16 protein-coding genes are annotated in these 20,282 nt (G+C 57.2%); 8 read left to right on the top strand and 8 right to left on the bottom strand.

Translation table 11 applies throughout. The annotated features are described in order from the left end of the window. Positions 1-10: 10 nt before the first annotated feature. Both BMX61_RS25470 and BMX61_RS20475 read right to left on the bottom strand, forming a co-directional pair. Positions 11-352, bottom strand: a complete 342-nt coding sequence (locus BMX61_RS25470; RefSeq protein ID WP_075628148.1) for a toll/interleukin-1 receptor domain-containing protein — start codon at positions 350-352, stop codon at positions 11-13. Between the two features lie 906 nt (positions 353-1,258). Beyond that, positions 1,259-1,705 carry a hypothetical protein gene (locus BMX61_RS20475; protein WP_075628147.1) on the bottom strand — a complete coding sequence of 149 codons (447 nt, stop codon included), beginning with the start codon at positions 1,703-1,705 and terminating at the stop codon, positions 1,259-1,261. Positions 1,706-1,939: 234 nt separating this feature from the next. On the opposite strand from BMX61_RS20475, the gene BMX61_RS20480 reads away from it, so the two are divergent. Next, positions 1,940-3,418: a hypothetical protein gene (locus tag BMX61_RS20480; protein ID WP_139198973.1), complete on the top strand. Its 1,479-nt coding sequence runs from the start codon at positions 1,940-1,942 to the stop codon at positions 3,416-3,418. A 774-nt stretch (positions 3,419-4,192) separates the two neighbouring features. Continuing rightward, positions 4,193-4,732 (top strand): hypothetical protein, encoded by a 540-nt coding sequence (locus BMX61_RS24395; protein WP_139198974.1) that lies wholly within the window; start codon positions 4,193-4,195, stop codon positions 4,730-4,732. Here the strand turns inward: BMX61_RS24395 and BMX61_RS20490 are convergent. Next, positions 4,699-5,645 (bottom strand): IS630 family transposase gene (locus BMX61_RS20490; RefSeq protein ID WP_092742964.1). Its coding sequence is split into 2 segments (ribosomal slippage): positions 4,699-5,297 and positions 5,297-5,645, totalling 948 coding nucleotides; the frame shifts between segments, so codons are not numbered across the junction. The two genes, BMX61_RS24395 and BMX61_RS20490, sit on opposite strands and share 34 nt — an antisense overlap. 223 nt (positions 5,646-5,868) lie before the next feature. On the opposite strand from BMX61_RS20490, the gene BMX61_RS20495 reads away from it, so the two are divergent. Both BMX61_RS20495 and BMX61_RS20500 read left to right on the top strand, forming a co-directional pair. Further along, positions 5,869-7,647, top strand: a complete 1,779-nt coding sequence (locus BMX61_RS20495) for a VPA1269 family protein (protein WP_075628142.1) — start codon at positions 5,869-5,871, stop codon at positions 7,645-7,647. Beyond that, on the top strand, positions 7,644-8,357 hold the full coding sequence (locus BMX61_RS20500; protein WP_075628141.1) for a hypothetical protein: 714 nt from the start codon (positions 7,644-7,646) through the stop codon (positions 8,355-8,357). Before BMX61_RS20495 ends, BMX61_RS20500 begins: the two co-directional genes overlap by 4 nt. A gap of 365 nt (positions 8,358-8,722) precedes the next feature. Here BMX61_RS20500 and BMX61_RS20505 read toward each other — a convergent pair whose 3' ends face one another. Beyond that, complete coding sequence (locus BMX61_RS20505) at positions 8,723-9,487, bottom strand: metallophosphoesterase (protein WP_075628140.1); 765 nt, start codon at positions 9,485-9,487, stop codon at positions 8,723-8,725. 115 nt (positions 9,488-9,602) lie between these two features. After that, complete coding sequence (locus BMX61_RS20510; protein ID WP_083639475.1) at positions 9,603-10,643, bottom strand: hypothetical protein; 1,041 nt, start codon at positions 10,641-10,643, stop codon at positions 9,603-9,605. Positions 10,644-12,295: 1,652 nt separating this feature from the next. Between BMX61_RS20510 and BMX61_RS20525 the strand changes: the two genes are divergently transcribed. Next, the gene (locus tag BMX61_RS20525) at positions 12,296-12,850 is read left to right on the top strand and encodes a transcriptional regulator (RefSeq protein ID WP_075628137.1); all 555 of its coding nucleotides are present in this window, start codon (positions 12,296-12,298) and stop codon (positions 12,848-12,850) included. An 846-nt stretch (positions 12,851-13,696) separates the two neighbouring features. Here the strand turns inward: BMX61_RS20525 and BMX61_RS20535 are convergent. Together BMX61_RS20535 and BMX61_RS20540 are read right to left on the bottom strand one after the other, a co-directional pair. After that, the gene (locus tag BMX61_RS20535; RefSeq protein ID WP_075628170.1) at positions 13,697-14,092 is read right to left on the bottom strand and encodes a type II toxin-antitoxin system HicB family antitoxin; all 396 of its coding nucleotides are present in this window, start codon (positions 14,090-14,092) and stop codon (positions 13,697-13,699) included. A 5-nt stretch (positions 14,093-14,097) separates the two neighbouring features. Further along, positions 14,098-14,286 carry a type II toxin-antitoxin system HicA family toxin gene (locus BMX61_RS20540; protein WP_075628136.1) on the bottom strand — a complete coding sequence of 63 codons (189 nt, stop codon included), beginning with the start codon at positions 14,284-14,286 and terminating at the stop codon, positions 14,098-14,100. A 221-nt stretch (positions 14,287-14,507) separates the two neighbouring features. Here BMX61_RS20540 and dxr point away from each other — a divergent pair, with 221 nt between their 5' ends. Continuing rightward, entirely contained in the window at positions 14,508-15,707 is a 1,200-nt protein-coding gene (dxr, locus tag BMX61_RS20545; protein WP_075628135.1) for a 1-deoxy-D-xylulose-5-phosphate reductoisomerase, read from the top strand. 179 nt (positions 15,708-15,886) lie between these two features. Here dxr and hemA read toward each other — a convergent pair whose 3' ends face one another. Further along, positions 15,887-17,101, bottom strand: coding sequence for a 5-aminolevulinate synthase (gene hemA / locus BMX61_RS20550; protein WP_075628134.1), 1,215 nt, complete (start codon positions 17,099-17,101; stop codon positions 15,887-15,889). A gap of 527 nt (positions 17,102-17,628) precedes the next feature. On the opposite strand from hemA, the gene BMX61_RS20560 reads away from it, so the two are divergent. Both BMX61_RS20560 and BMX61_RS20570 read left to right on the top strand, forming a co-directional pair. Then, positions 17,629-17,886, top strand: coding sequence for a YMGG-like glycine zipper-containing protein (locus BMX61_RS20560; protein ID WP_075628132.1), 258 nt, complete (start codon positions 17,629-17,631; stop codon positions 17,884-17,886). A 415-nt stretch (positions 17,887-18,301) separates the two neighbouring features. Further along, positions 18,302-20,230: an autotransporter assembly complex protein TamA gene (locus BMX61_RS20570; RefSeq protein ID WP_083639474.1), complete on the top strand. Its 1,929-nt coding sequence runs from the start codon at positions 18,302-18,304 to the stop codon at positions 20,228-20,230. The last annotated feature ends 52 nt before the right edge of the window (positions 20,231-20,282 follow it).

Here is a 20,282-nt window from a genome sequence, read left to right on the forward strand (position 1 = left end):
GCCGTAGCCGTCAGCTCAGGATGCCAAGCTGAAGGTGAGTTGTGGCACACCCTACCCTCAGAGCCTCTAGGCCAGCCTCAACATTCTCGGATAAGTCGACATACACCGTGTTTCCGAGATAGCATGGCGCGACACTATCGTCTATTTTGACAGGGATGATCCGAAGCTCTGGCTTCGAAAGCGATTTCAATGCGAGGCTTGCGACCTCTTTCCGGGATTGGCTCGAACTTAGCAGGTACCGGCTGATAATAGGAACGATTGCATCTACGCCCTCAGCGTCGTTAGCGACATTTCGCGCCGCGTTGACGCCAGGCGCAATGTTCGCCGCGTCCAATAGGGCCTCATACCCCATGATTTGACCGCATTGGCGATGCGGTTGGCGTGACGGCTATCCGGCGCACTAAAGCTGACAGGGACTTTCATCGTAGTACCCGCGATCAGTTTCCAACGCGTCTCATCGTGTCCTTTGCAGGTTTATATTAAGATGCTGTTTCTCAGGATATTGGGGAACGACTGGCCCAGGATCGGAATCGCGAGCTAGGATAGCTAGGTTAGAGGGACAGTCCATGGCCGGCTTTAGTCGCTTACCTTTAGAGGCCGTCATAATTTAATCTCAGTGAGGCGATGCCACGGCGCAACGTCACAAACCGCTTTGCCGTATTGCCGTGGTGCACCGAGACAGTCTGCAGGACCCGACGGAAACAGGTCACTTGGAAATCGATAAGCCATTCTTGAATGCAGTATCGGAACGGATTGCCCGGACGTTGCGGTGGCCCCTTGTGGCAGGCCGCCGAATTATTTTCGTCACGATTATCGATCGGTATGCGCACCCGAGATGAAGGTTGCGAGAACTGCGCCTCGGTCTGAACGAGGCGGCATGACTTCTTCCTTATCTGTGTCGGAGAGCCTCGCGATAGCGAGCGGATCATTTGATTTTTGAGGATCGCGTTCTGCGCCTAACCATGAATGCAAGACACCGGGGAGACAATCGTCGGCCAGACGCCAGCAGCACCGAACGGGTTTCTATTTCGTTTAGATAGGAAACGCCTTTGTTCTGAGCATCATCGGTTGCGCCACCCGGACATAGCTTCGGCATTTCAACATGAGCCACAGGGGAAGATACCCACCTTTCGGCAACCCGAAAGGCACCTTTCCCCGTTAATTCGCCATAAGACAAGCCGCACCTTTGGAAGACATTCAGAGACTCCAATTTGTAGACACCAATATAATTCAAGACCTCAAGCAGAATTGGAGTCCATCATTTCCTGGGGCGCGACGCCAACCAATAACCGCTTCCATCGTTTATCAATTCCTTTGTTCGCCAGAGCACGCGGCTCAGGAATTTCGCAGGGTCGCGCGTTTGGATCACAATCCCGGCGTCGACAATTTTTTCGAGTATCTCGCTGCGGTCAAGTGGGCGGTCCGATGCAGTTAATTCAGCGATCGCGAAATCCCTTATCTTACTAGAAATACTATTTTTTTTGCCTTTTCTCTTTCTTTTACCGCTCGCCGAAGAAGGCGAGCCCTTGGTGGTCATCACATCCTCGAGCGCAGTGATGGCGTTTTCAATTTTCTCTAAGTCACGCTTCCACGATGCGTTCTTCGTGCGCATCTCCTGCAGCAATGTGACCTTTTTCGCTTTTAGCAGCTCAAGCGAGTCCAGAATGGTCCCGTCGCTGTCTCTCTGTTCCGTCTCGTCTGTCATCTCAAATCACTATTGGCATCTCATCTGGAGTATGATAGCCGATTGGAGTCCAACCGGCTTGTGGGTGATTCCACACTAATGATTGCCGCACGGTTGGTCCATGGAGTGCGGCGGCCTTTGTCGTGGTTAATAACGGGCGGTAATATGTGGAATGGGCGCTTACGTCCCGCAGGGACCTACCACACAGTCAGCTGGAGGCCGCATCCCAGTGATCCTCATCTGCAGCTACCTGTCTTGCTGCTGCGCAACAAGGGAGAAGTGACGTCCCGGGAATATCTACCGGCTACAAACTATCTGTTCGGAATTTCAGCTTCACCGACCACCCTGAAGAAGCTTCCCTCCATGCTCGGCTTGATATGGGATTGCCTTGTCGAGCTTGAGATTTCTCCTGACAGTTTAGCGGACGTCGCAGCGGTCAAAAATCTGATGATCGCGATATGCCGGTTCCTTCTTTATGGCGCGCGTTCGTTTACCGCCGGACAACATAATATATCGTCGTTGGGTTGGTCACCGAGGTCGGAACGCGTTGTCGATGGTCTGGGCTTAGCGTTCGATGCGTTCGTCAGAGACCTACCGTCCAGCGTTTCATCTGATGACCCGTTCCTAAGCAGATGCCCGGGCCTCTTCGGTGGATCGTTTTCCGTAGCCTACAAGAAGGCTAGAAGGGACAGCTCTGGTTTCAGCCGCGTCGCCCACCGCGGAGAAGCAAGTATCGGACACAACGGCCCTCCTGAGCCTGAACCAGCTGCCCCGAAGCCGATACTTGATAAACTCAAGCCGAAGAACGAGAGAAAAAAACCATATATCCTGTCCCCGACGAAACGGTTTCCCAAGGACCACCTTATCCCCTTCCTGACTAAGGGTTTCCGTGTGGGCTCAAAGGCTCACCCACGCGACGAAACAGGCGAATTTGCAGCGAGGCTGCTCCTTGGCGGCATCCGCGGGTCCGAAGTTATCAACCTCTGGGTGAGTGATCTGACTCTTCTCGGTGGCCGGCGACGTGGATACCTCAGAAGCCCAACGCTGTTTAAAGAGCAGAGCGGACGGACCCGCAGAGAAGAGCTAGAGAAGAAATACGGCCTTCTTCCGCGCACCGAGATCAGGGGCAAGAACAGGGCCGGATTTAAATCGCCCGCGCTCGATGGCGGCCATTCAGCGACGATATACTGGATGGTGGGCAGCGAGGAGTTCCTTGGGCAATCGTTCGCGAGATATATCCTAAACGTACGTGCGCCGGCTATGGCTGAACGGCGGGCGCTCGGCTATCCGGACCATCCGTATCTTCTCGTTTTTCCCAAATCGATCCCGCACCTCGGGATTGTTGTAGGTGACCCCTACACGATGGGAGCGTTTCGGAGCTCCTGGAAACGGGCTGTGCGACGTTACGCCAGAATTGCAAAATTGCGCGATATGGACGTGGCAAAATATCTTGGAACGACCATCCATGCAGTTCGGCATCTATCTGGCAAGACGCATCAGGAAGATGGGGACGGCATTCAGCGCATCCAAATCAAGCTACATCACAAATCCATCCTCAGCAGTATTGTCTACACAATTCCTGACGATGAGGAGATTCATAAGGCCGCTGAAGAGGTCAAAGAGCGGATAAAATCCGGTAAATTCAAAGCGGACTTTCGGCAGTTTGCCACCATGGAAGAATCTGTGCGGACCTACGCCGAGAGCGTACTGGGCGGGAGGTTTCGGCGGTGGTGAGCGCCCATCTCGTTCCTACTCAATCCTGTCGTCGAAGACTTGCAGACGTCAGTCGAGCCCTGCGGGCCGCGAATCCGGCGTCGCCCTCCCGCCTCGCGCACTAACTCCCGACGCCGCGAACATCCGAACATCAGCAAAACGCGGCCATAGACTACCAAATTCTCGCACGATTCGGGCCTGTGAGGGCAGCCGGGTCTTTATCCCAACCCAAACCGAGCAGCCGAGTTGTACCTTGCCAGCACCTAAAGTCGTCCATTTCAACAACGGTCCGTCCATCATCGTCAAAAACGAGACGGAGAAAGAATTCATTGCGGAGATAGTAACCAATCTCACTAACCTGCAGCCAAGCTTCCGCTCCAGACTAGATAGGCGGAAAGCCGGCTCTACGTCGGACTTCCCACTTCTGTCTATCTACGCCAGCACGCTCGTGAAACACAACGCGAGCGGCAACCTTCAATTGCGCCTTCATGACTTCGTCTATGGGGCGAAGGATAGCATCCCGGTGCAAGTCGCCGATCACATGCTCGACAACAGTGATTTGGGAGCGGACGTTCTTCGGATTTTCGACAAGCTTGAAATTCCGAACGATATTTTTGGAAAGCTTGAGTTCTCTGACAACAGGGTGAGATATGAACGGTTTTACCGATACCATCTAGCAGCGATGGTAATGTGCATTTCAGGAGCAACTCGCTTCGATGATATCGGAAAAAAAATATATCGAAGTGGCTATCGTTCTACTATAACCATAATAAACTTAGCTTCAATAGACCAGATTTGTTTACATCCAACCTTGAGATACACAAAAAAATATTCAAGGTAATCGCAAAATCTCTCGGCCGCCACTTCAATGACCAAGATATATTGGGACTTGGCATGGTTCGGCGCACAGAGGGGTCGTTTGCAAAAAACCTGCTTGAGAACCCACCCGAACATTTGGCGGATTTGGTTCGTCACTGGAAGCAGTGGCGAAACAGCGAGGCCCCACTGTCAAAATCTCCGAAAGGGTCATTAAGGTATCTGGCGGACTACCTTAGCCTTCACAAAGATATAGCAACCGATCTCAATGTTTTGCTCCGCACCAACCGTAAAGTGAGTTTCTACGAATTTTACAAGAACAAAAGGCTTGAAAGAGGGCTTAGTGAATTGTCCGGCGGCGACGAGTTCCCGCTCATCCGGCGGTTCTCCAATCATCTGGATAGACAACTGGGAAGCTCCAAAACAGGTGTATTGTTTCCACGCATATCAGCGGAAGACGACCGCACCTTTAGAGCGTTTCCCTTTCATGCTGGATCGTATCCGCAGGAATTGAAGTAGTTTCGGGCCTCCTTCGGCTCGATGAGTTCGATGCTCTTTGCAATCTGATCCCACAGTCCTGTGACGGTTCTCTCTGCAGCTTTCCGCAGGAGTGCCTTCAGCTTGGAGAAGGCCTTCTCTATCGGGTTGAAGTCGGGACTATAGGGCGGAAGGAACATCATTGTTGCGCCTGCAGCCTCGATCATTTCCCGCGCCGCCGGTCGCTTGTGGCTCGACAGATTATCGAGGATGACAATGTCCCCGGGCTTCAAGGTCGGAACCAGAACCTGGGCGACATAGGCCTCAAACCACTCACCGTTGATTGGCCCGTCGATAACAAGCGGTGCGACCATTCCCGTGCTGCGTAGGCCTGCGACCAACGTCGTTGTCTTGCGGTGACCATGAGGGAACCCCATTCGCAACCGCTCGCCTTTCTTGCATCGTCCATGCGTGCGGGCCATATTCGTCGCCGTCCAGGTCTCGTCGATGAACACGAGCCGCTCCGGGTCGAGATCGAGCTGGTCCTCGAACCAGCATTGTCGTTTTTCCTGGATGTCCGGACGGCTCTGCTCTACCGCATGGCCAGTCTTTTTTTGCGCGTCTGGTCGTGCCGAACCAGAAACCGGTGCAGCGCCGACTTGCTGGCAATGATGCCCTGGGCCGCAAGAGTGTCACGAAGCTCGAACAATGTCCCATCCCGGTGCTCTCCGAGCCAGGCCATGATCAGATCGGCATGGGCTTCAATCTTGTGGGAGCTACGGTCGCCACCGAGCGGACCGGGACGAACGTTCCCTTGCCGGAGTTGCAGGCTACGCCAACGGCTCACGCTGGCCGCACTCACGCCGAAACGCTCGGCCGCCTCTCTATGCGACGCTCCCCCTTCGACGGCGGCAAGAACACGTATGCGAAGATCAATGGAAAGGGCTTTCGACATATCTGCCGACCTCCATCGGCAGATAGCTTGAATCAGAACGCGCGCGATTTGCAAAGCCATTCGATTCAATCAGCCTGGGAAACGCTCTAATAAGCAGCGCAAGGATAGAGGCCTAACCATAAAGCGCCACGAGGCGGGCGCTACGCCTCTTCCCTATCACTATTATCAAATATTGAGGGAGATACTCGAAGAAGGCGAGAACGGATGGCCGGGGAGGCACCCGTTGTGCCGGGCCTTCATCAAAGGGCAAGACCGATATGTACCGGTCCTGCCGACGTTGTACCTGGTTCTATTCGATATACCCCTGAGAACGGTTCAGGTTCGTCGACTGTGCAGCGGAGAAGGCGATCCTCGAACCTTCAACGGGGACACGCTAGTCTGGGGTCCCAACGAGGGACCTCACGCGAGCTATTGGCAGAACACCGAGCGGACCGATCCGTATAGAGGATATGCCCGAATGACAAACAACCCGAGCAAAACCGGGTTCTTTATCAATACCAACAAGCATTCTGAGCCATACCTCGTTCCTTGGCAAAATGTTGACCTACACCGGATGCTCTACGCCCTGAAGGTTTGGCAGGAGACTTGGAATCCCGTTAACGGCCCAGTTCAACTTGAATACGACGGCGACCCCGAAGAGGGCGCAAAGGATGCGCTTCCAAAAGTTTTTCCCCTATTTCGCATGCCGGCTGGCAGGCATGCGACGAAATTTAACCCGCTGAGATACCAGCAGTGCTCTAGGTTTTGGCTCGACTTGATGCTCGAGGTTCAGACGAGATGGAACGCCCACGCGCTTCCAGAAGATCGGGACGAATTCGTCACGATGACCAAATCTGGCAAACAGGTTCAAAAATCTCGCTATACCTCTCACGGGATGCGCGTCGCGGGAATTACTATTCTTCTCCAAGCCGGGCTGTCGATTGAACTTGTCAGCCGAATGTTCGCAGGACACGCGACCATACTGCAGTCTATCTACTACGCGAAGTTCGAGGCGAGCTTCATGTCCAGTTCGTTTGATGACCTGGATGTTCCGGGGATGGTGCGCGCGAGAGCCGAACTGTTCAGAAATGCCAAAGAAATGGAGTTCGACGAGGCCAGCAGTCGGCTGGTTGCCGCGTCACCAGACCTCATGAAACTGGCGCTATCGGCGGTCGGTTCATGGGAGAGACGAGACCTCGGAATTTGCCCCTACAGCGGCCAACGATGTTTCGATGGAAATCCGGAAGGTGGCATCGTTGAGGGCGGCCCAGGTAACTGTCTTCTGTGCAAACATCATCTGACCGGGCCTGAATATGCTCACGCTGTATGGTCGTACGGTTGCCACCTCTTGTTCCGTCTCGGTCGTATGAACCGTCGGGTCATGGCGCTAACCGAGGAAATCGACCAGATCGATGCCGAATTGAACATCATGGACCAAATTCACAACGACTTCCGGGTGCTGTACGGGAAGAAGAGAACGACTGAAACCACTCGCAATAACGTGACCCTAGATCAAGTTCCTCTGTCCAAAACCCTTGCCGAATGCGTCAGGCTGCTCGCAGTTTTCGAGGAAATGGAACGTCGAGGCCTCGGTGACGACCAAAGGCGGACCCTAATCACCTCGCCGAACTCATCATTGGAACATACGGAACTGTCCGAAGTTCGACAGGCTCTCGGCCTGGCCGAAAACGCGGAGATTTATAAGAGCACTTACGATCCGGAGGTAAGCCACATCCTTATATCGTTTGCGCAGGAGGCGGCCCGGAGTTGCGGATACCGACCTATAGCCATGCCCTCGCGCTCGCCCGAACAGGTAAATAGAGCCGCGCGATACACCGTCAGAAAGATGTTGCGAGAGGTCACCGAGCAACAATTGATCAGGTTGGAAGCTGGTGCGATCGAAATGAGCGAACTTCTGCCTGACGACGTCGCCGAAGATATTTTCGTAAAGGGACTACAGCTGGAACGGCTCGACCAATCGCCACGAAGTGATATACACCAGCTCGAAAGAGCAGGAGCATGACGGTCAACAACGCTAAACCCGCCGATGATCCCCGTGAGTTCATCCTTGAGGAAGCGGAGAAGGCGTCGCTCCAGATTATCGCGGCGCGCAAGTTTAACACCAGGCATAAGAAGTCGGTCGAGAACTACACACGGATTCACGACATTTCCAAAGCCTTGCTGGCCGACAAGGATCAACCGATCCGGCCGGACGCCGAAGGGCTGGTTAGATTTGCGGCAATCGGAGGAGTTCCGATGATGGCGGTGCAGACCATCAGAAACTCCTATCGCAACATGACGGCAATCTGGATCGAGGCACACACCAAGCTCGTCGCGCTGCTGGTATCCGATCGTCTTGCGAACCCGCGGAAGCGCAAGTCGAGGGGCATCGAGATCGACGCGGAAATACAGTCACTCGAAGACGTCATACGGGTTCTGTATATCGAGAACTGCGATCTTCGGTCTCGAATGTCGAACGCCGACCTTGTCGTTACGCCTTCGAGTGACCCATCCAGGTTCCGCAAGGTATCCGACCCAATGGATGACGGGGCTTCTGCACCATCGGGCGCGAGTTTCGTAGATATGCGCCCTGTTCGCGCGTGGGTAAAGGACCTTTCACGCGACGATTCCTACCTGCGTATCACGGAACTCGGCCTCAAACTCAGCCCCCTTGCCCGGCCGAACTTCACGATCGTTCCTAAAGACGTTTTTGAGGTTTTCAAATCGCTGTGACCTGCCTGTTGGAAAACTCAACGGTGGAGATGAGCACCATGATCGCGCCTCCAGCGGCTGACCTAGTCGCGCGTATCGAAGCATGCGGTCAACGATCAGATCGGGCCACGATACCGCCGCCGTACGCCACGTCCTGGATTGGGCACGCCACCAACGCTGGTCGTCATCGGCGTAGTCGTGGGCCGTCGCCAGCCTGTTGAGCGGTGCGAATGGCAAAAGGCCATTCATCGACCCCGGATGCGGGGCGTCGATTGTAGATATTGATCATCGGCTAAACCCAGGAATAGGACGTTTGGGAGGGGCAAGCATGCGTTCTTGCGAATTCTTTCCGGGCAAGCTGTGACTAAAACAACGGTTACAATGCTTTAGACTTCGGCTACGAAATCAGCATCAAACCCCGTTACTTCGTCCGGATAACCCCGGGCATTCGAGACAACCCGGGTAGTTCCAACCACATAGTCATTCCGGTGATGAATGTGACCGTGCACCCAAAGCGATGGGCTGGTCTCGTAAATGAGGTCTTCCAAATCCGACGCATAGCACGCCGATAGCGGGTCGTGGCGAAAGGCTGGTTCGATGGAGCGTGGAGATGGCGCGTGATGCGTGACAACTACCGTCTTCCGGCCCATATTTTCACGGAGCTTGGTAGCAATATAATCCCGTGTCTCGACATGCTGCCGGTAAGCGTGAATTGGCTTGAACCTGCAATAAGGGGTCTTTGAAAATTTGATCTTCTTGAAGTCGTTCATCCCGTGTTGGGCATACGACATGCTCACTTCCGGCCTTCGTCCGCAGAGCCGGAAATCGGTCCAAAGAGTTCCACCGACAAACCGAACACCGCCGATGTCGATAGCATCGTTCTCAAGGAAGTGAAGGCGCGGATAATGCCTCGCTGCTTCGCGGGCTTCAAGAATGTCTGACTGCAGGCACGAATTGTAGAATTCGTGGTTGCCGGCGACGAAAACAACCGGAATGTCGGGAGCAAATTTGGTCAGCCATTTGATGCTGGGCACAACGCCTTTTATGAGCACGTCCCCTGCGCACACTAAAACGTCGACATTGGTCGGCGGGGTCTCCTCAAATGGCCATCCGAATTCCAGGTGAAGATCGGAAACGATCCAGATTCTCATTGATCTATCCTTTGTCGTGCTAACCTATCCCAGCGGACGGGTATCGAGGGACCGCGTTTTCGACCTTCACGCGCGTCGATCCAGTCAAGTCCACGTCTTCCAATTAACAAAGGTCCTATTTGGAGAGAAACCGCTGGCGAGGCAGGTATCGAGCCGCGAAGGCCCGCCTCATTTCCATGGCAAGCGGATCGTACGGGAAACGGAGCGACCGTTTGACTTCATCCGGTGGGAGCCATCCGTCCTGAAGACGCCATCGGCGGCAGAAGAGGTGATCCAGGTGATCCCGATGAAAATTTTCCAGCAGAAGCCGGATTTCGTGCTTTGTTCTCGGCTGGACTCGATGCCTCACCTCGAGCGCATGTCTTTCGGAAATTTCCTCGTCGGTTACCACCGCGATCGTTTCGATCTCGGCGACAATATCAGCGGGAACACTCTCCAGCGCGTAACGACATGCTGTGAGGAAACGCTCGTCCCGAGTGAAATCTATCGCCCATTCGGGCGGATCGTCGCGCCACAAGATCGGTTCAGCAGCCTCGGTCCAACACCCGCCGAGAATCAGCCCCAAACTTCGAAAAGCCTCGAACGCTTCCGGTGCGAGGTAAGCTGGACCGCAGCCGTGAGAAGAACGGATGTTCGGCCGAAAGCGGCCCTGCAGGTTGGCCTGCTCTCGCGAACCGGCGAAGTGGCGGTAACCGAGAAGGTTGCTCTGCGCCGCGATACAAACCACTGCGGTCGCTACGTCGTCCCAGCGTGGAAGCACTTCCGGTATTTCCGGGTCAACAAGTGGCTCCGCTCCGCAAGGTGTACACTTGGCCTGCCCAAGGGCTGTCAACGCTTCACAGCCAGCCTCGTAGGCGGTGATGAAGAGGTGGTCCCAACCGACGGAGGAATCACCGGGCAGATTGTCCGCGAGGAACTCTATGACTGGTAATGTCCATGCAGGGGCAGTCGGTCGCTTGAGGCGACTGGTGGACGCCTCGGCCTGCGGTACGGTAGTCGCTGGTAGTTTTTCACCGCCATTCTTAGGCTCACCGACCATGATGCGGCGTCCGAGGGGGCTGACACCGGCGTTGTTGAGCATCTCACCCAATGAGCCGGGCAATGCCGTTTTCGATTTGACCTTTCGGCCGTTGCCAAGTCGCTTTGGTTTTACCATCACGTCGTCGCCTTCTTCGCTAGGCTCACGGTCGGCCGCCGATGTTGCTCCATGATTTTGAAGACCTCGTCGCCTGGCATTGTGTTTGCTTGTATAAACTGTCCGACGATGGCATCCAGAGCGGTTCGCCGGGTCCGAATTGCGGATTTCGCGCGCGCGAACCCGCTTCGCAAAACTGCGTGAACGTGTTTCCGGAATTCAAGATTGTATGTACGCAATCGCTCAAGTTGGTCCTCGTACTCGACGACGAGGGTATCCCCATGCCGAGCCCCCTTCGAGCATTACCGCAGGCTCGGTCGCTCTGTTTAGGTCGGCGGTGTCCAAGCTCGTTGCGCCGTCGAAAAACGATCCGAAGACTTTGAGTTCCGCGGGTATGCCGGCAAGGCACACCGCGATCGCCTGCCGATAGTCGAAGCGTGTCTTGGGTCGAACTCCGGCTTGATGATACCGGACGTAGCCCAATGCGCTCCTCATGGTATCGCTCCGGTAGCGTGAAATTCTGATTTCGGTGGCCTGCCCGTGTATGCGATTTCGTTTGCGACAAGGGCGTGGCGCGCCTCGTGGATAGCAAGGTATAGAAGGTATTCGTCCGGAAGTTCCGTAATTGGCTGCAGTTGGCCGACAACGTGACCTCCGGAAAATCTTCCAGACGCCGTCGCACACAGGGAGGCAGACCGGCACGACGAAGCGCGGCCTCGACATGCCGCTTCGTCTGCCGCTCCACATCCAGGACGGCGTCGTAAAGCAGCCCGTCCTCGTCATCGAGATTGTAATCAGGCGAAGCGACGAGCTCGCTCTTCTGTTTCTTTGGGCTTCCATTTCGTCACGAAATGACCGGTCCTTCCACTCGCAGGCGTAGGAGGTGAACTCCCGGCGCGTCCAGATGGCGGCGGCGAAAACCTCCACCGCGTCAGCATAGACAGGGTAGTAGAAATCAGCCCTAGCCCGCAGGGTCACGACGAATTTCGAATGCGGTCTGTTCCAAGATGGCATAGAAGCTGCAATCGCGCAAAACGCCATAAAGACGGGCAATATCACGTTTGTGTCACGGACCTGCGAATCCGCCTTCCAAGGCACACGTTTACATTTACCGGACCCTGCCATCAGCGGCATTGTTCACTCCCAAAATTCAAGGTTTCGATTGGGAAGGGACTAATTCGCGGCGGAAACCTAGCCCTCATCGCCCATGGTTAGCCGGGCGGTCCAGAATTCCGGATCAACACGCGTTCCTAACCGATACCATCGGGACATCGTCCGCGCGATCCGTCGTTCCGGGTCCAGGTAAAAGAGTTCGCTAGAGCATGCAGGTCTGCCGTCCTCTATCCCTGGATGTCCGACAGGAAGACCTATCAAGCAAGGGACTGCCCTTTCCGCTAAAGCCCAGCAGTTGATGGCGACTTCCAGAGTAAGACCGCCCCCGAAATCATCCACATTATCGAGGTCGGTAGCTAACTGGCGTAGGTGCGCCGCGAAGCTAGGACGTGACCTGCCGAACCATGCCTGAAAGAGCGAATCGCCTGTCTTCATTGCGGTCTCCGGATTTAGATACCCGAATCGGTATCAAAGGAACCTTTATAACGATCTCTTGAGTTATTAAAAGACCTCAAGAGGCCGTTGTTGACATTATCCTCGACTACCGGCTTTTCGAATGAATGAGGATCATCGCTCCCGCAGAGGCTCTTAGGGCCGCACGCGCGCTTCTGAACGTCTCCCAGCGTGACGTTGCGGAGCATTCAGGTGTCTTGCAGAAATCATTGTCGATAATCGAAAATGCTGACGACCTACTCGCAGACACAAATCTCCGTCTCGTAGACTTCTACACTGCTCGAGGAATCCAATTTCTCGGCGAAGGTGTCATAGGTTCTGAGATAGCCCGGTGCGGAGCGAGGTGGGCAGCTCCCGAAAGTCCGTCAATGGTGGCCCCTTCAATACCGTTTCATGCTCAAAACGTCTCTGTTTCCTTCAAGGCTGCCCGCGCCTTCTTGAACAGAGAGCAGAGGGACATCGCAAAAGCAGCTGGACTTACAATCGCTGCCGTGAAGGGTCTGGAAGCCGGGAAAAAATGGGCTGAATCCTATCAGAAACTCGTAGCTTTCTACGAAGCGGAAGGTGTGGAATTTACTGGCTGGGGAGAACCTTCTACTCGAAAGTTTTACGGCGTCGGAGTACGGTGGAAGGCAGAACGGAAAGCGACGGCGAAGCTCTAGTTTTTCGAACACGCTATTTTAGCTTCACGCCTATGCTCAAATAATGGAAAAATTGAAGAGTGCCTGTTTCGGTGAATCTGCTGCGTTGTAGGGGAAACTGAGGCTCTTCAGCGTCCACCTTGATAGATTTTCGAAGAAATCGTTCCGAATTGAGCGATACGATGGCGGATGACGCCAGGTTTGAGTAGGGCTGCCGTCCCTCGCCGTGCTGACCACACACTGACTCCCATAATGGTCACGAGCTCGCTCGGCTCCAACTCCCCGCGTAGAGCATTGCTGTTAGCGCTGCATCCAACCTTTGCGAGATCGCCCCGGCGCGCATTTCGTGATGTGCCCGTGCAGGACCCGGTCACGGAGCTTATACGTCTCTATCATGAGTCCGACGAATGGAACCATGTCGAGTTCCATGGGTGGAACGACGTGGCCACAAAACACTTCTGCGGCGTCGGTGTCCGTTGGAAGAAATTCAAACGAGAGACCCCCGTCCAATACCGCGCCTAACGCGGCGGACAACTTGTTACGTGTGCCCGTTTGTTGATGTCGCGGTTGCGCTCACAGTGACCAAGCTAAAGCCGAGGCGTCTCGCAAGCGAGACGATAATGACGGGCCCCTACGGGCCCGGCTTTTGTTTTGTATACGGGCCGAACGGACCGCCAGACGTTGGGTCGCTGGTCCGAACGGCTCGTATACCTAAACGGAATCCGCCTAGTCGGCGGATGCGTCTTAGTAAATGCTCCGAACGGTATGAACTGGTATGCCCCAAAAAGAGCACCAGATTCCTAATCTGGGGGTCGCGCGTTCGAATCGCGCCGGGATCACCAGCGATTCACATAGTCCGCTATTAGATTATACGATTTCAAGCTCTCGCTTTGCAGCTTTTGTGATAAATCCAGAGCGGGTTAGTCCATTGCTTGCTGCGTAGCTGTCGATCTGGCGGAGCACATCCTCTGGGAGCGTGATGTTCACGCGAACGATCTTTGGAGCGGGAGATTTCAAGGTCACCAGAATCGCGACGCTACCATTGCTCTCTGGATTGGCCATGATCTGTTCCAGACTAGAAGGTTCCGGCACAGCTTCGTCGTCATCGACCATCCCTTCAACATGAAGAGACAGAGCTTCTTCGGCCATGCGTCGTGCGTCGTCGAGGTCTGTGCCAGCTGTAATAAGACCTGGAAAATCAGGAAACGAAACACCGTAGTCGCTATCGGCGTCTTTGTGGATCAATCCGATATAATTGCGCATGATGTTCACCTCAATTTCAACCCGGCCTGCTTTTCAACGCTCTTGATAGTCCCTATGGGAAGATACCGCTTAGGATGCGGAACGGTAACTCGTCCAGGCTTTGAAGGGTGTTTGAACTGCAGATGACTGCCCTTTGTGGCGATGTGATACCACCCATCTGCCTTCAGCGCCTTGATGATCTCACCGCTTTCCATACGGAAAGAATACACACCAATGTGTGTTCATCAAGCCGGAAAGTTCGAACGTCGTCTTCGGCGGGGTAAACGCAATCGCCGCATCTATTGCACCCGGCTCAAGCAGCAGAGCCGAGGCTTTGGATTGCGCACGTGCCGAGGATGTTGGTCAATCTCCTCCTGCCTTGTCCCCTCCCCTATTCGCCTGTAAAGCCTCCTTCTTCGATCAGGAGGAACGAATCTTGGCCTCAGGCGGACGAACGGGCAGCCCTCGGCGCATCACGGTTCTTGGTGCGACAGGCTCGATCGGGTGCAACACGCTTGACGTGATTGGCCAACTCGGCGGGCGCGACGCCTTCGAGGTCGAAGCGCTGACTGGCCATGCCAATATCGGACTTCTGGCCGAACAGGCCAAGGCTGTCGGTGCCAAGATGGCCGTGACGGCGGACGAGACGCTCTATGGCGCCTTGAAATCCGCCTTGGCCGGTACGGGCATTGCGGTTGCCGCTGGCGCCTCCGGCCTTATGGAGGCTGCAGAGCGCGACGTCGATCTGGTGATGGCTGCAATTGTCGGCACGGCGGGACTGGCGCCGACACTGGCAGCAGCGCGGCGCGGTGCCGATATCGCGCTTGCCAACAAGGAATGCCTCGTCTCGGCCGGCCGGCTCTTCGTCTCGGCGGTGGCCGATGGCGGCGGCACGTTGATTCCTGTCGACAGCGAGCACAGCGCCATCTTCCAGTCGATGGAGGACGATCAGCGCCATGCGGTCGAGCGGATCGTGCTCACCGCCTCGGGAGGGCCTTTCCGCCAGATGTCGCGGGAGGAGATGGCGCTCGTCACGCCGGAGCGCGCCCGCGCCCATCCCAACTGGTCCATGGGGCTCAAGATCTCGATCGGCAGCGCCACCATGTTCAACAAGGCGCTGGAGATGATCGAGGCGCATCATCTGTTTGCCGTCGCGCCCGAGGCGATCGAAGTGATCGTCCATCCGCAATCGATCATCCACTCCATGGTCGGCTATAGCGACGGCTCGGTGATCGCCCAGCTCGGCGCGCCCGACATGCGCACGGCCATTGGCTATGCGCTCGCCTATCCACGCCGTCCGAAGCTCAATGTCGAGCGCCTGGATTTCGCCAAGCTCGCCCGATTGGATTTCGAAGCGCCCGACGAGGCGCGCTTTCCCGCCCTGCGCCTTGCACGGTTGGCCATGGCGCGGGGCGGCATGCAGAGCGCGGTGATGAATGCGGCGGAGGAGGTGGCCTGCGCCGCTTTTGTTGCCGGCCGAATCGGCTTTCTCGCCATGGCGGAGGTGGCCGAGGCGGTAATGGACGAGATGATCGACTGGCCCGCCGGCGATGGCATGCAGGTCGTCTTCGCGGCCGATGCCGAAGCGCGCGCACGGGCGGCAAGCCGGATCAGCCGTCTGGAACGGGCGGCTTGAGGCTGCCACAAATCTAACCAAACAGGTCTGAAAGACGCATCTCACAGAGGCGTTTCACGTGGATCATCAACATGTTAGATGATTAGACCACGGTTCAGGGCAGGCATCATCACCCTGAAACGACAAAGCCGCCCGAAGGCGGCTCGTCATCGCATATCGGCTTGTGAACGACGATCGCCTCAGGCAACCGCACGCGCCAGGGCACAGCGCGACCAGAGCGCATGCAGGGCGCCGACCAGATGATCGATGTCCGCGTCCGTATGCAGCGGCGTCGGGGTGATGCGCAGGCGCTCGGTCTTCTTCGGCACGGTCGGATAGTTGATCGGCTGGACGTAGATGCCCCAATTGTCGAGCAGCAGATCGGAGATCCACTTGCACTTGGCGGCATCGCCGACGATCACGGGCACGATGTGGCTGGGATTGGCCAGATGCGGAATGCCGTTCTTATCAAGACAGTGCCGCAGGCGGCGAACCCGGGACTGATGCGCGAAGCGCTCGCCATTGCTGGCCTTGAGATGACGAATCGAAGCAAGCGCGCCAGCGGCGAGCGCCGGCGGCAGCGCGGTGGTGAAGATGAAGCCTGAGGCGAAGGAGCGCAGGAAGTCGCACAAAGCGGCCGATGCCGCGACATAGCCGCCCATCACACCGAAGGCCTTGCCCAGCGTGCCCTCGATCAGCGTCAGCCGGTCCATCAGCCCTTCGCGTTCGGCGATGCCGCCGCCGCGCGGGCCATACATGCCGACCGCATGGACCTCGTCGAGATAGGTCATGGCGCCGAACTCGTCGGCGAGATCACAGATCTCCTTGATAGGGGCGATGTCGCCATCCATCGAATAGACCGACTCGAACGCGATCAGCTTCGGCGCGGCCGGATCGGCCGCCATCAGCTTGGCGCGCAGATCGTCCACCGAATTATGCTGGAAGATCACCCGCTGACACTTGGAGTGGCGAATGCCCTCGATCATCGAGGCATGGTTCCCGGCGTCCGAAAAGACGATCACGCCGGGAATGCGCGAACAGAGCGTTCCGAGCGCGGCCCAGTTGGACACATAGCCCGAGGTGAACAGCAGCGCGGCTTCCTTGCCATGCAGATCGGCAAGCTCGCGCTCGAGCAGCACATGATAATGATTGGTGCCGGAAATATTGCGCGTGCCGCCGGCGCCGGCGCCGCATTCGTCGATCGCCTGCTTCATCGCCTCGGTCACGGCCGGGTGCTGGCCCATGCCGAGATAATCGTTAGAACACCAAACCGTCACCTCGCCTGCACCTTCGCCGGTATGGCGCAGCGCCTTGGGAAATTCGCCCCGCTGGCGCTTCAGGTCGGCAAACACGCGGTAGCGGCCTTCCTGGTGCAGTCCATCGATTTCCGATTTGAAGAAGCTTTCGAAATCCATCACCGTCTCCAGATATCCGTCGTCTGACTGCGCCTGACGGACCCGCCCGTCAACCGCAAACAGCGCCGGAGCCGCGCACTGCGGCAATTCGCCCGTCGGGCAAAACACCCTCTCATGCCTGCAATGCTTACATGGTCCGACCTCGGCCGTCATTGATTTCGGTCAATCAATATCAGGCACAAAGCTCCGGAGATCGCAGGCCCCTTGCCCAGACTGACACGATAGGCCTGAAGGAAAAACCCCATCCCGTAAAATTGGCGATACCGATTGCGATCGACCATTGCCCCGTGTTCCGACATATCAACGAAAATGCGTAGACAAATGCAAAAGAGCGCTGCGCACGGAGCGACGGCGATAGACTTTGTCCCCGTGCGAACTATTGTTTTCATCGCAGGACGGATGAAGACGCGATTGCCGCCGCGCATTGCCTCTTTCGCCAGGCTCAGCCTTCGGGCTCGGCCGGTTCGTCCGACAGTCAAGAGCGGTTCAGCGATCAAGCGGCCGCGGCGTCAAAAGGGAGACGAGCAATGAAGAAAGCCATCGCGCTGGTCGTGGTCGCACTCGGCCTGGCAAGCTGCACCCAGACTGAACAGGGCGCCGGCATCGGCGCGGTGTCGGGCGCCATTATCGGCGGCGCGGTCACCGGCAATGTTCGTGGCGCCGCTGTCGGCGCGGCGATCGGTGGCGTCTCCGGCGCGGTCATCGGTTCGGTCGCCGAACAGCCTGGCCAGTGCTACTACCGCGACCGCTACGGCCGCCGCTACATCGACGCCTGCCCGCGCTAAGCGCGTCCATGCTGGAAACCGGCCGGCGTTCCTCATGAGCGCCCGGCCGGTGACGACAGAGTGTCTTCAAAGCCGTCCATCGGGCGTGGAGACCCGATCGGATCAGATCGCCATCGCAAGGTGTTTGATCTCGGTCGTTCTCATGCCGATGCTGGGTTCGCATTGGCCGCGTCATGCTTTCTTCATCGAAGATGTTCGACCGGCAGAGGCGCAGCGCGGCTGTTTCGGCAAAGCCACAACGGGGCCTATTTTCATCCAAATTTAATCAAAGGAGAGAGTAGGGCTTCAACGTGGGGTAAACAATGTATAGTTTGTCTGTATGGGAATGGATGATCCTGACTTGCTCGCGCAGCCAGGCCATTGCGGCGACGATACATGCCGGAAGGCCCCTCGACATGATGATACGGGCCTCGACATGCGTCAATCGACCGCCAGCCGACTCCTAAGGACAACGGGCCTGGGCCTTGCCGCCCTGGCGCTGGCGCTGGCGCTTGGCGGCCCGCTTTCGGCCCCGCCGGCCCATGCCTTCAAGCTTTTCGGCATCAATTTCTTCGGCAAGAGCGACGAGGATGAGGATGCTGCCCGGATCACCGATCCGGTCGCCTATTCCGTCACCATCGATGCGCCGAGCGCTGACGATGCGCTGACCGAAGCCCTGCAGAATGCCTCGCAGCTTTACCAGGAGCGTGAACGTCCGGCATCGGGCGATCTCGGCCTGCTGATCCGCGCACGCGACGACCGCGAGCGGCTCCTGGCGGCGCTGTATGAGCAGGCCCGCTATGGCGGCGTGGTCGATGTGCTGATCGATGGGCGTTCCATCGACAGCCTTCCGCCGAGCCCGGAGTTTCGGCGGGGTCAGGCCGTGCCGGTGGTCGTGCGGGTGAAGCCCGGCCCGGTCTTCGCGATCGGCCAGGTGCGGCTGACGGGCGACATCGCGGGTGGCGACCCTTCCGCCTATGACCTGAAGACCGGTCGCCGTGCCGATTCGACCGTGATACTCAAGGCGGGCCGTCAGGCAGTCGACGATCTCAAGCAGGAATCCTACCCCTTTGCCAAGCTGACCGATCGCCAGGCCGTGGCCGATCACGGCAATGACACCGTCGATGTGACTCTCGGCGCGCAAAGCGGGCCGAAGGCCACGTTCGGCGACGTCGCCGTCACCGGCACCAAGACGATGAATCCGGCGTTCGTCGCATCCTATTCGCGGCTCGACACGCGCAAGCCCTACTCGCCGGAAGAGTTGCGCAAGGCGCAGGAGCGGCTGCGCGCGCTCGGCGTCTTCTCCTCGATCTCGATCAAGGAGGGTACGGCGCTCGACCAGCTCGGTGGCCTGCCGCTGACCATCGAGGTCTCGGAAGGCAAGCAGCGCTATTTCGGCGTCGGGGCGAATTTCTCCTCGGCCGATGGGTTCGGCGCGCAGGGCTATTGGGGCCATCGCAATCTCTTTGGTCAGGCCGAATCGCTGCGCATCGAGGGCGAGGTCAGCCGGCTCGGCCTGAAGGACGTCACCGACTTCGACTATTCGGCCGGCATCATCTTTACCAAACCCGGCGCCTTCGGTCCGCCGACGGCGCTGACCGTCAGCCTGAAGGCCGCGTTGATGGATCCCGATAGCTATGAGGCCAAGACCATCACCGGCCTGGTCATGGCAAGCTACGAGCTCAACGACACCGATACCGTTTCGGCCGGCGGCGAGCTGGCCTGGGCGGATGTGGACGACGCCTTCGGCAAGCGCGATTACCTGACCGCTTCCGTGCCGATCGAATTCGTACGCGACGCACGCGACGACAAGCTCAATCCCAAGAACGGCTACCGCGCCAGCCTTGCCATCAAGCCGAGCTACGAAATTTACGGGCAGACGCCATTCGTTTCGACCGAGGGTTCGATCACCGGCTATTATGGCCTTGGCGCGACGGGGAACACGGTTCTGGCCGGCCGTCTGGCCGCCGGCATCGTTGGCGGCGGAGACGATACGCTGGATGACATTCCCGCGACCCGCCGCTTTTTCCTGGGCGGCGGCGGCACGGTGCGCGGTTTTGCCTATCAGGAGATCAGTCCGCGCAATGCCAAGGACGATCCGCTGGGCGGACGGTCCTATGTCAATGTCAACCTCGAAGCCCGCATCGGCGTGACCGAGACGATCAGCATCGTGCCCTTTATCGATGCGGCGGCCGTCTCCGCCCAGGCCGTGCCCGATTTCAAGGATATCCGGACAGGCGCCGGCATTGGCGTGCGCTATAATACCGGTTTCGGGCCGATCCGCGTGGATGTGGCCTTACCGCTCAATCCCTATCCGGGCGGCACGCGCTACGGCATCTATGCCGGGATCGGCCAGACCTTTTGATCCGCGACACGCTTTAGCCCTTTCCCGAAGGCACATGGCGTGCAGGCAATGG

The organism is Xaviernesmea oryzae (assembly GCF_900109605.1).
Taxonomy (GTDB): Bacteria; Pseudomonadota; Alphaproteobacteria; order Rhizobiales; family Rhizobiaceae; genus Xaviernesmea; species Xaviernesmea oryzae.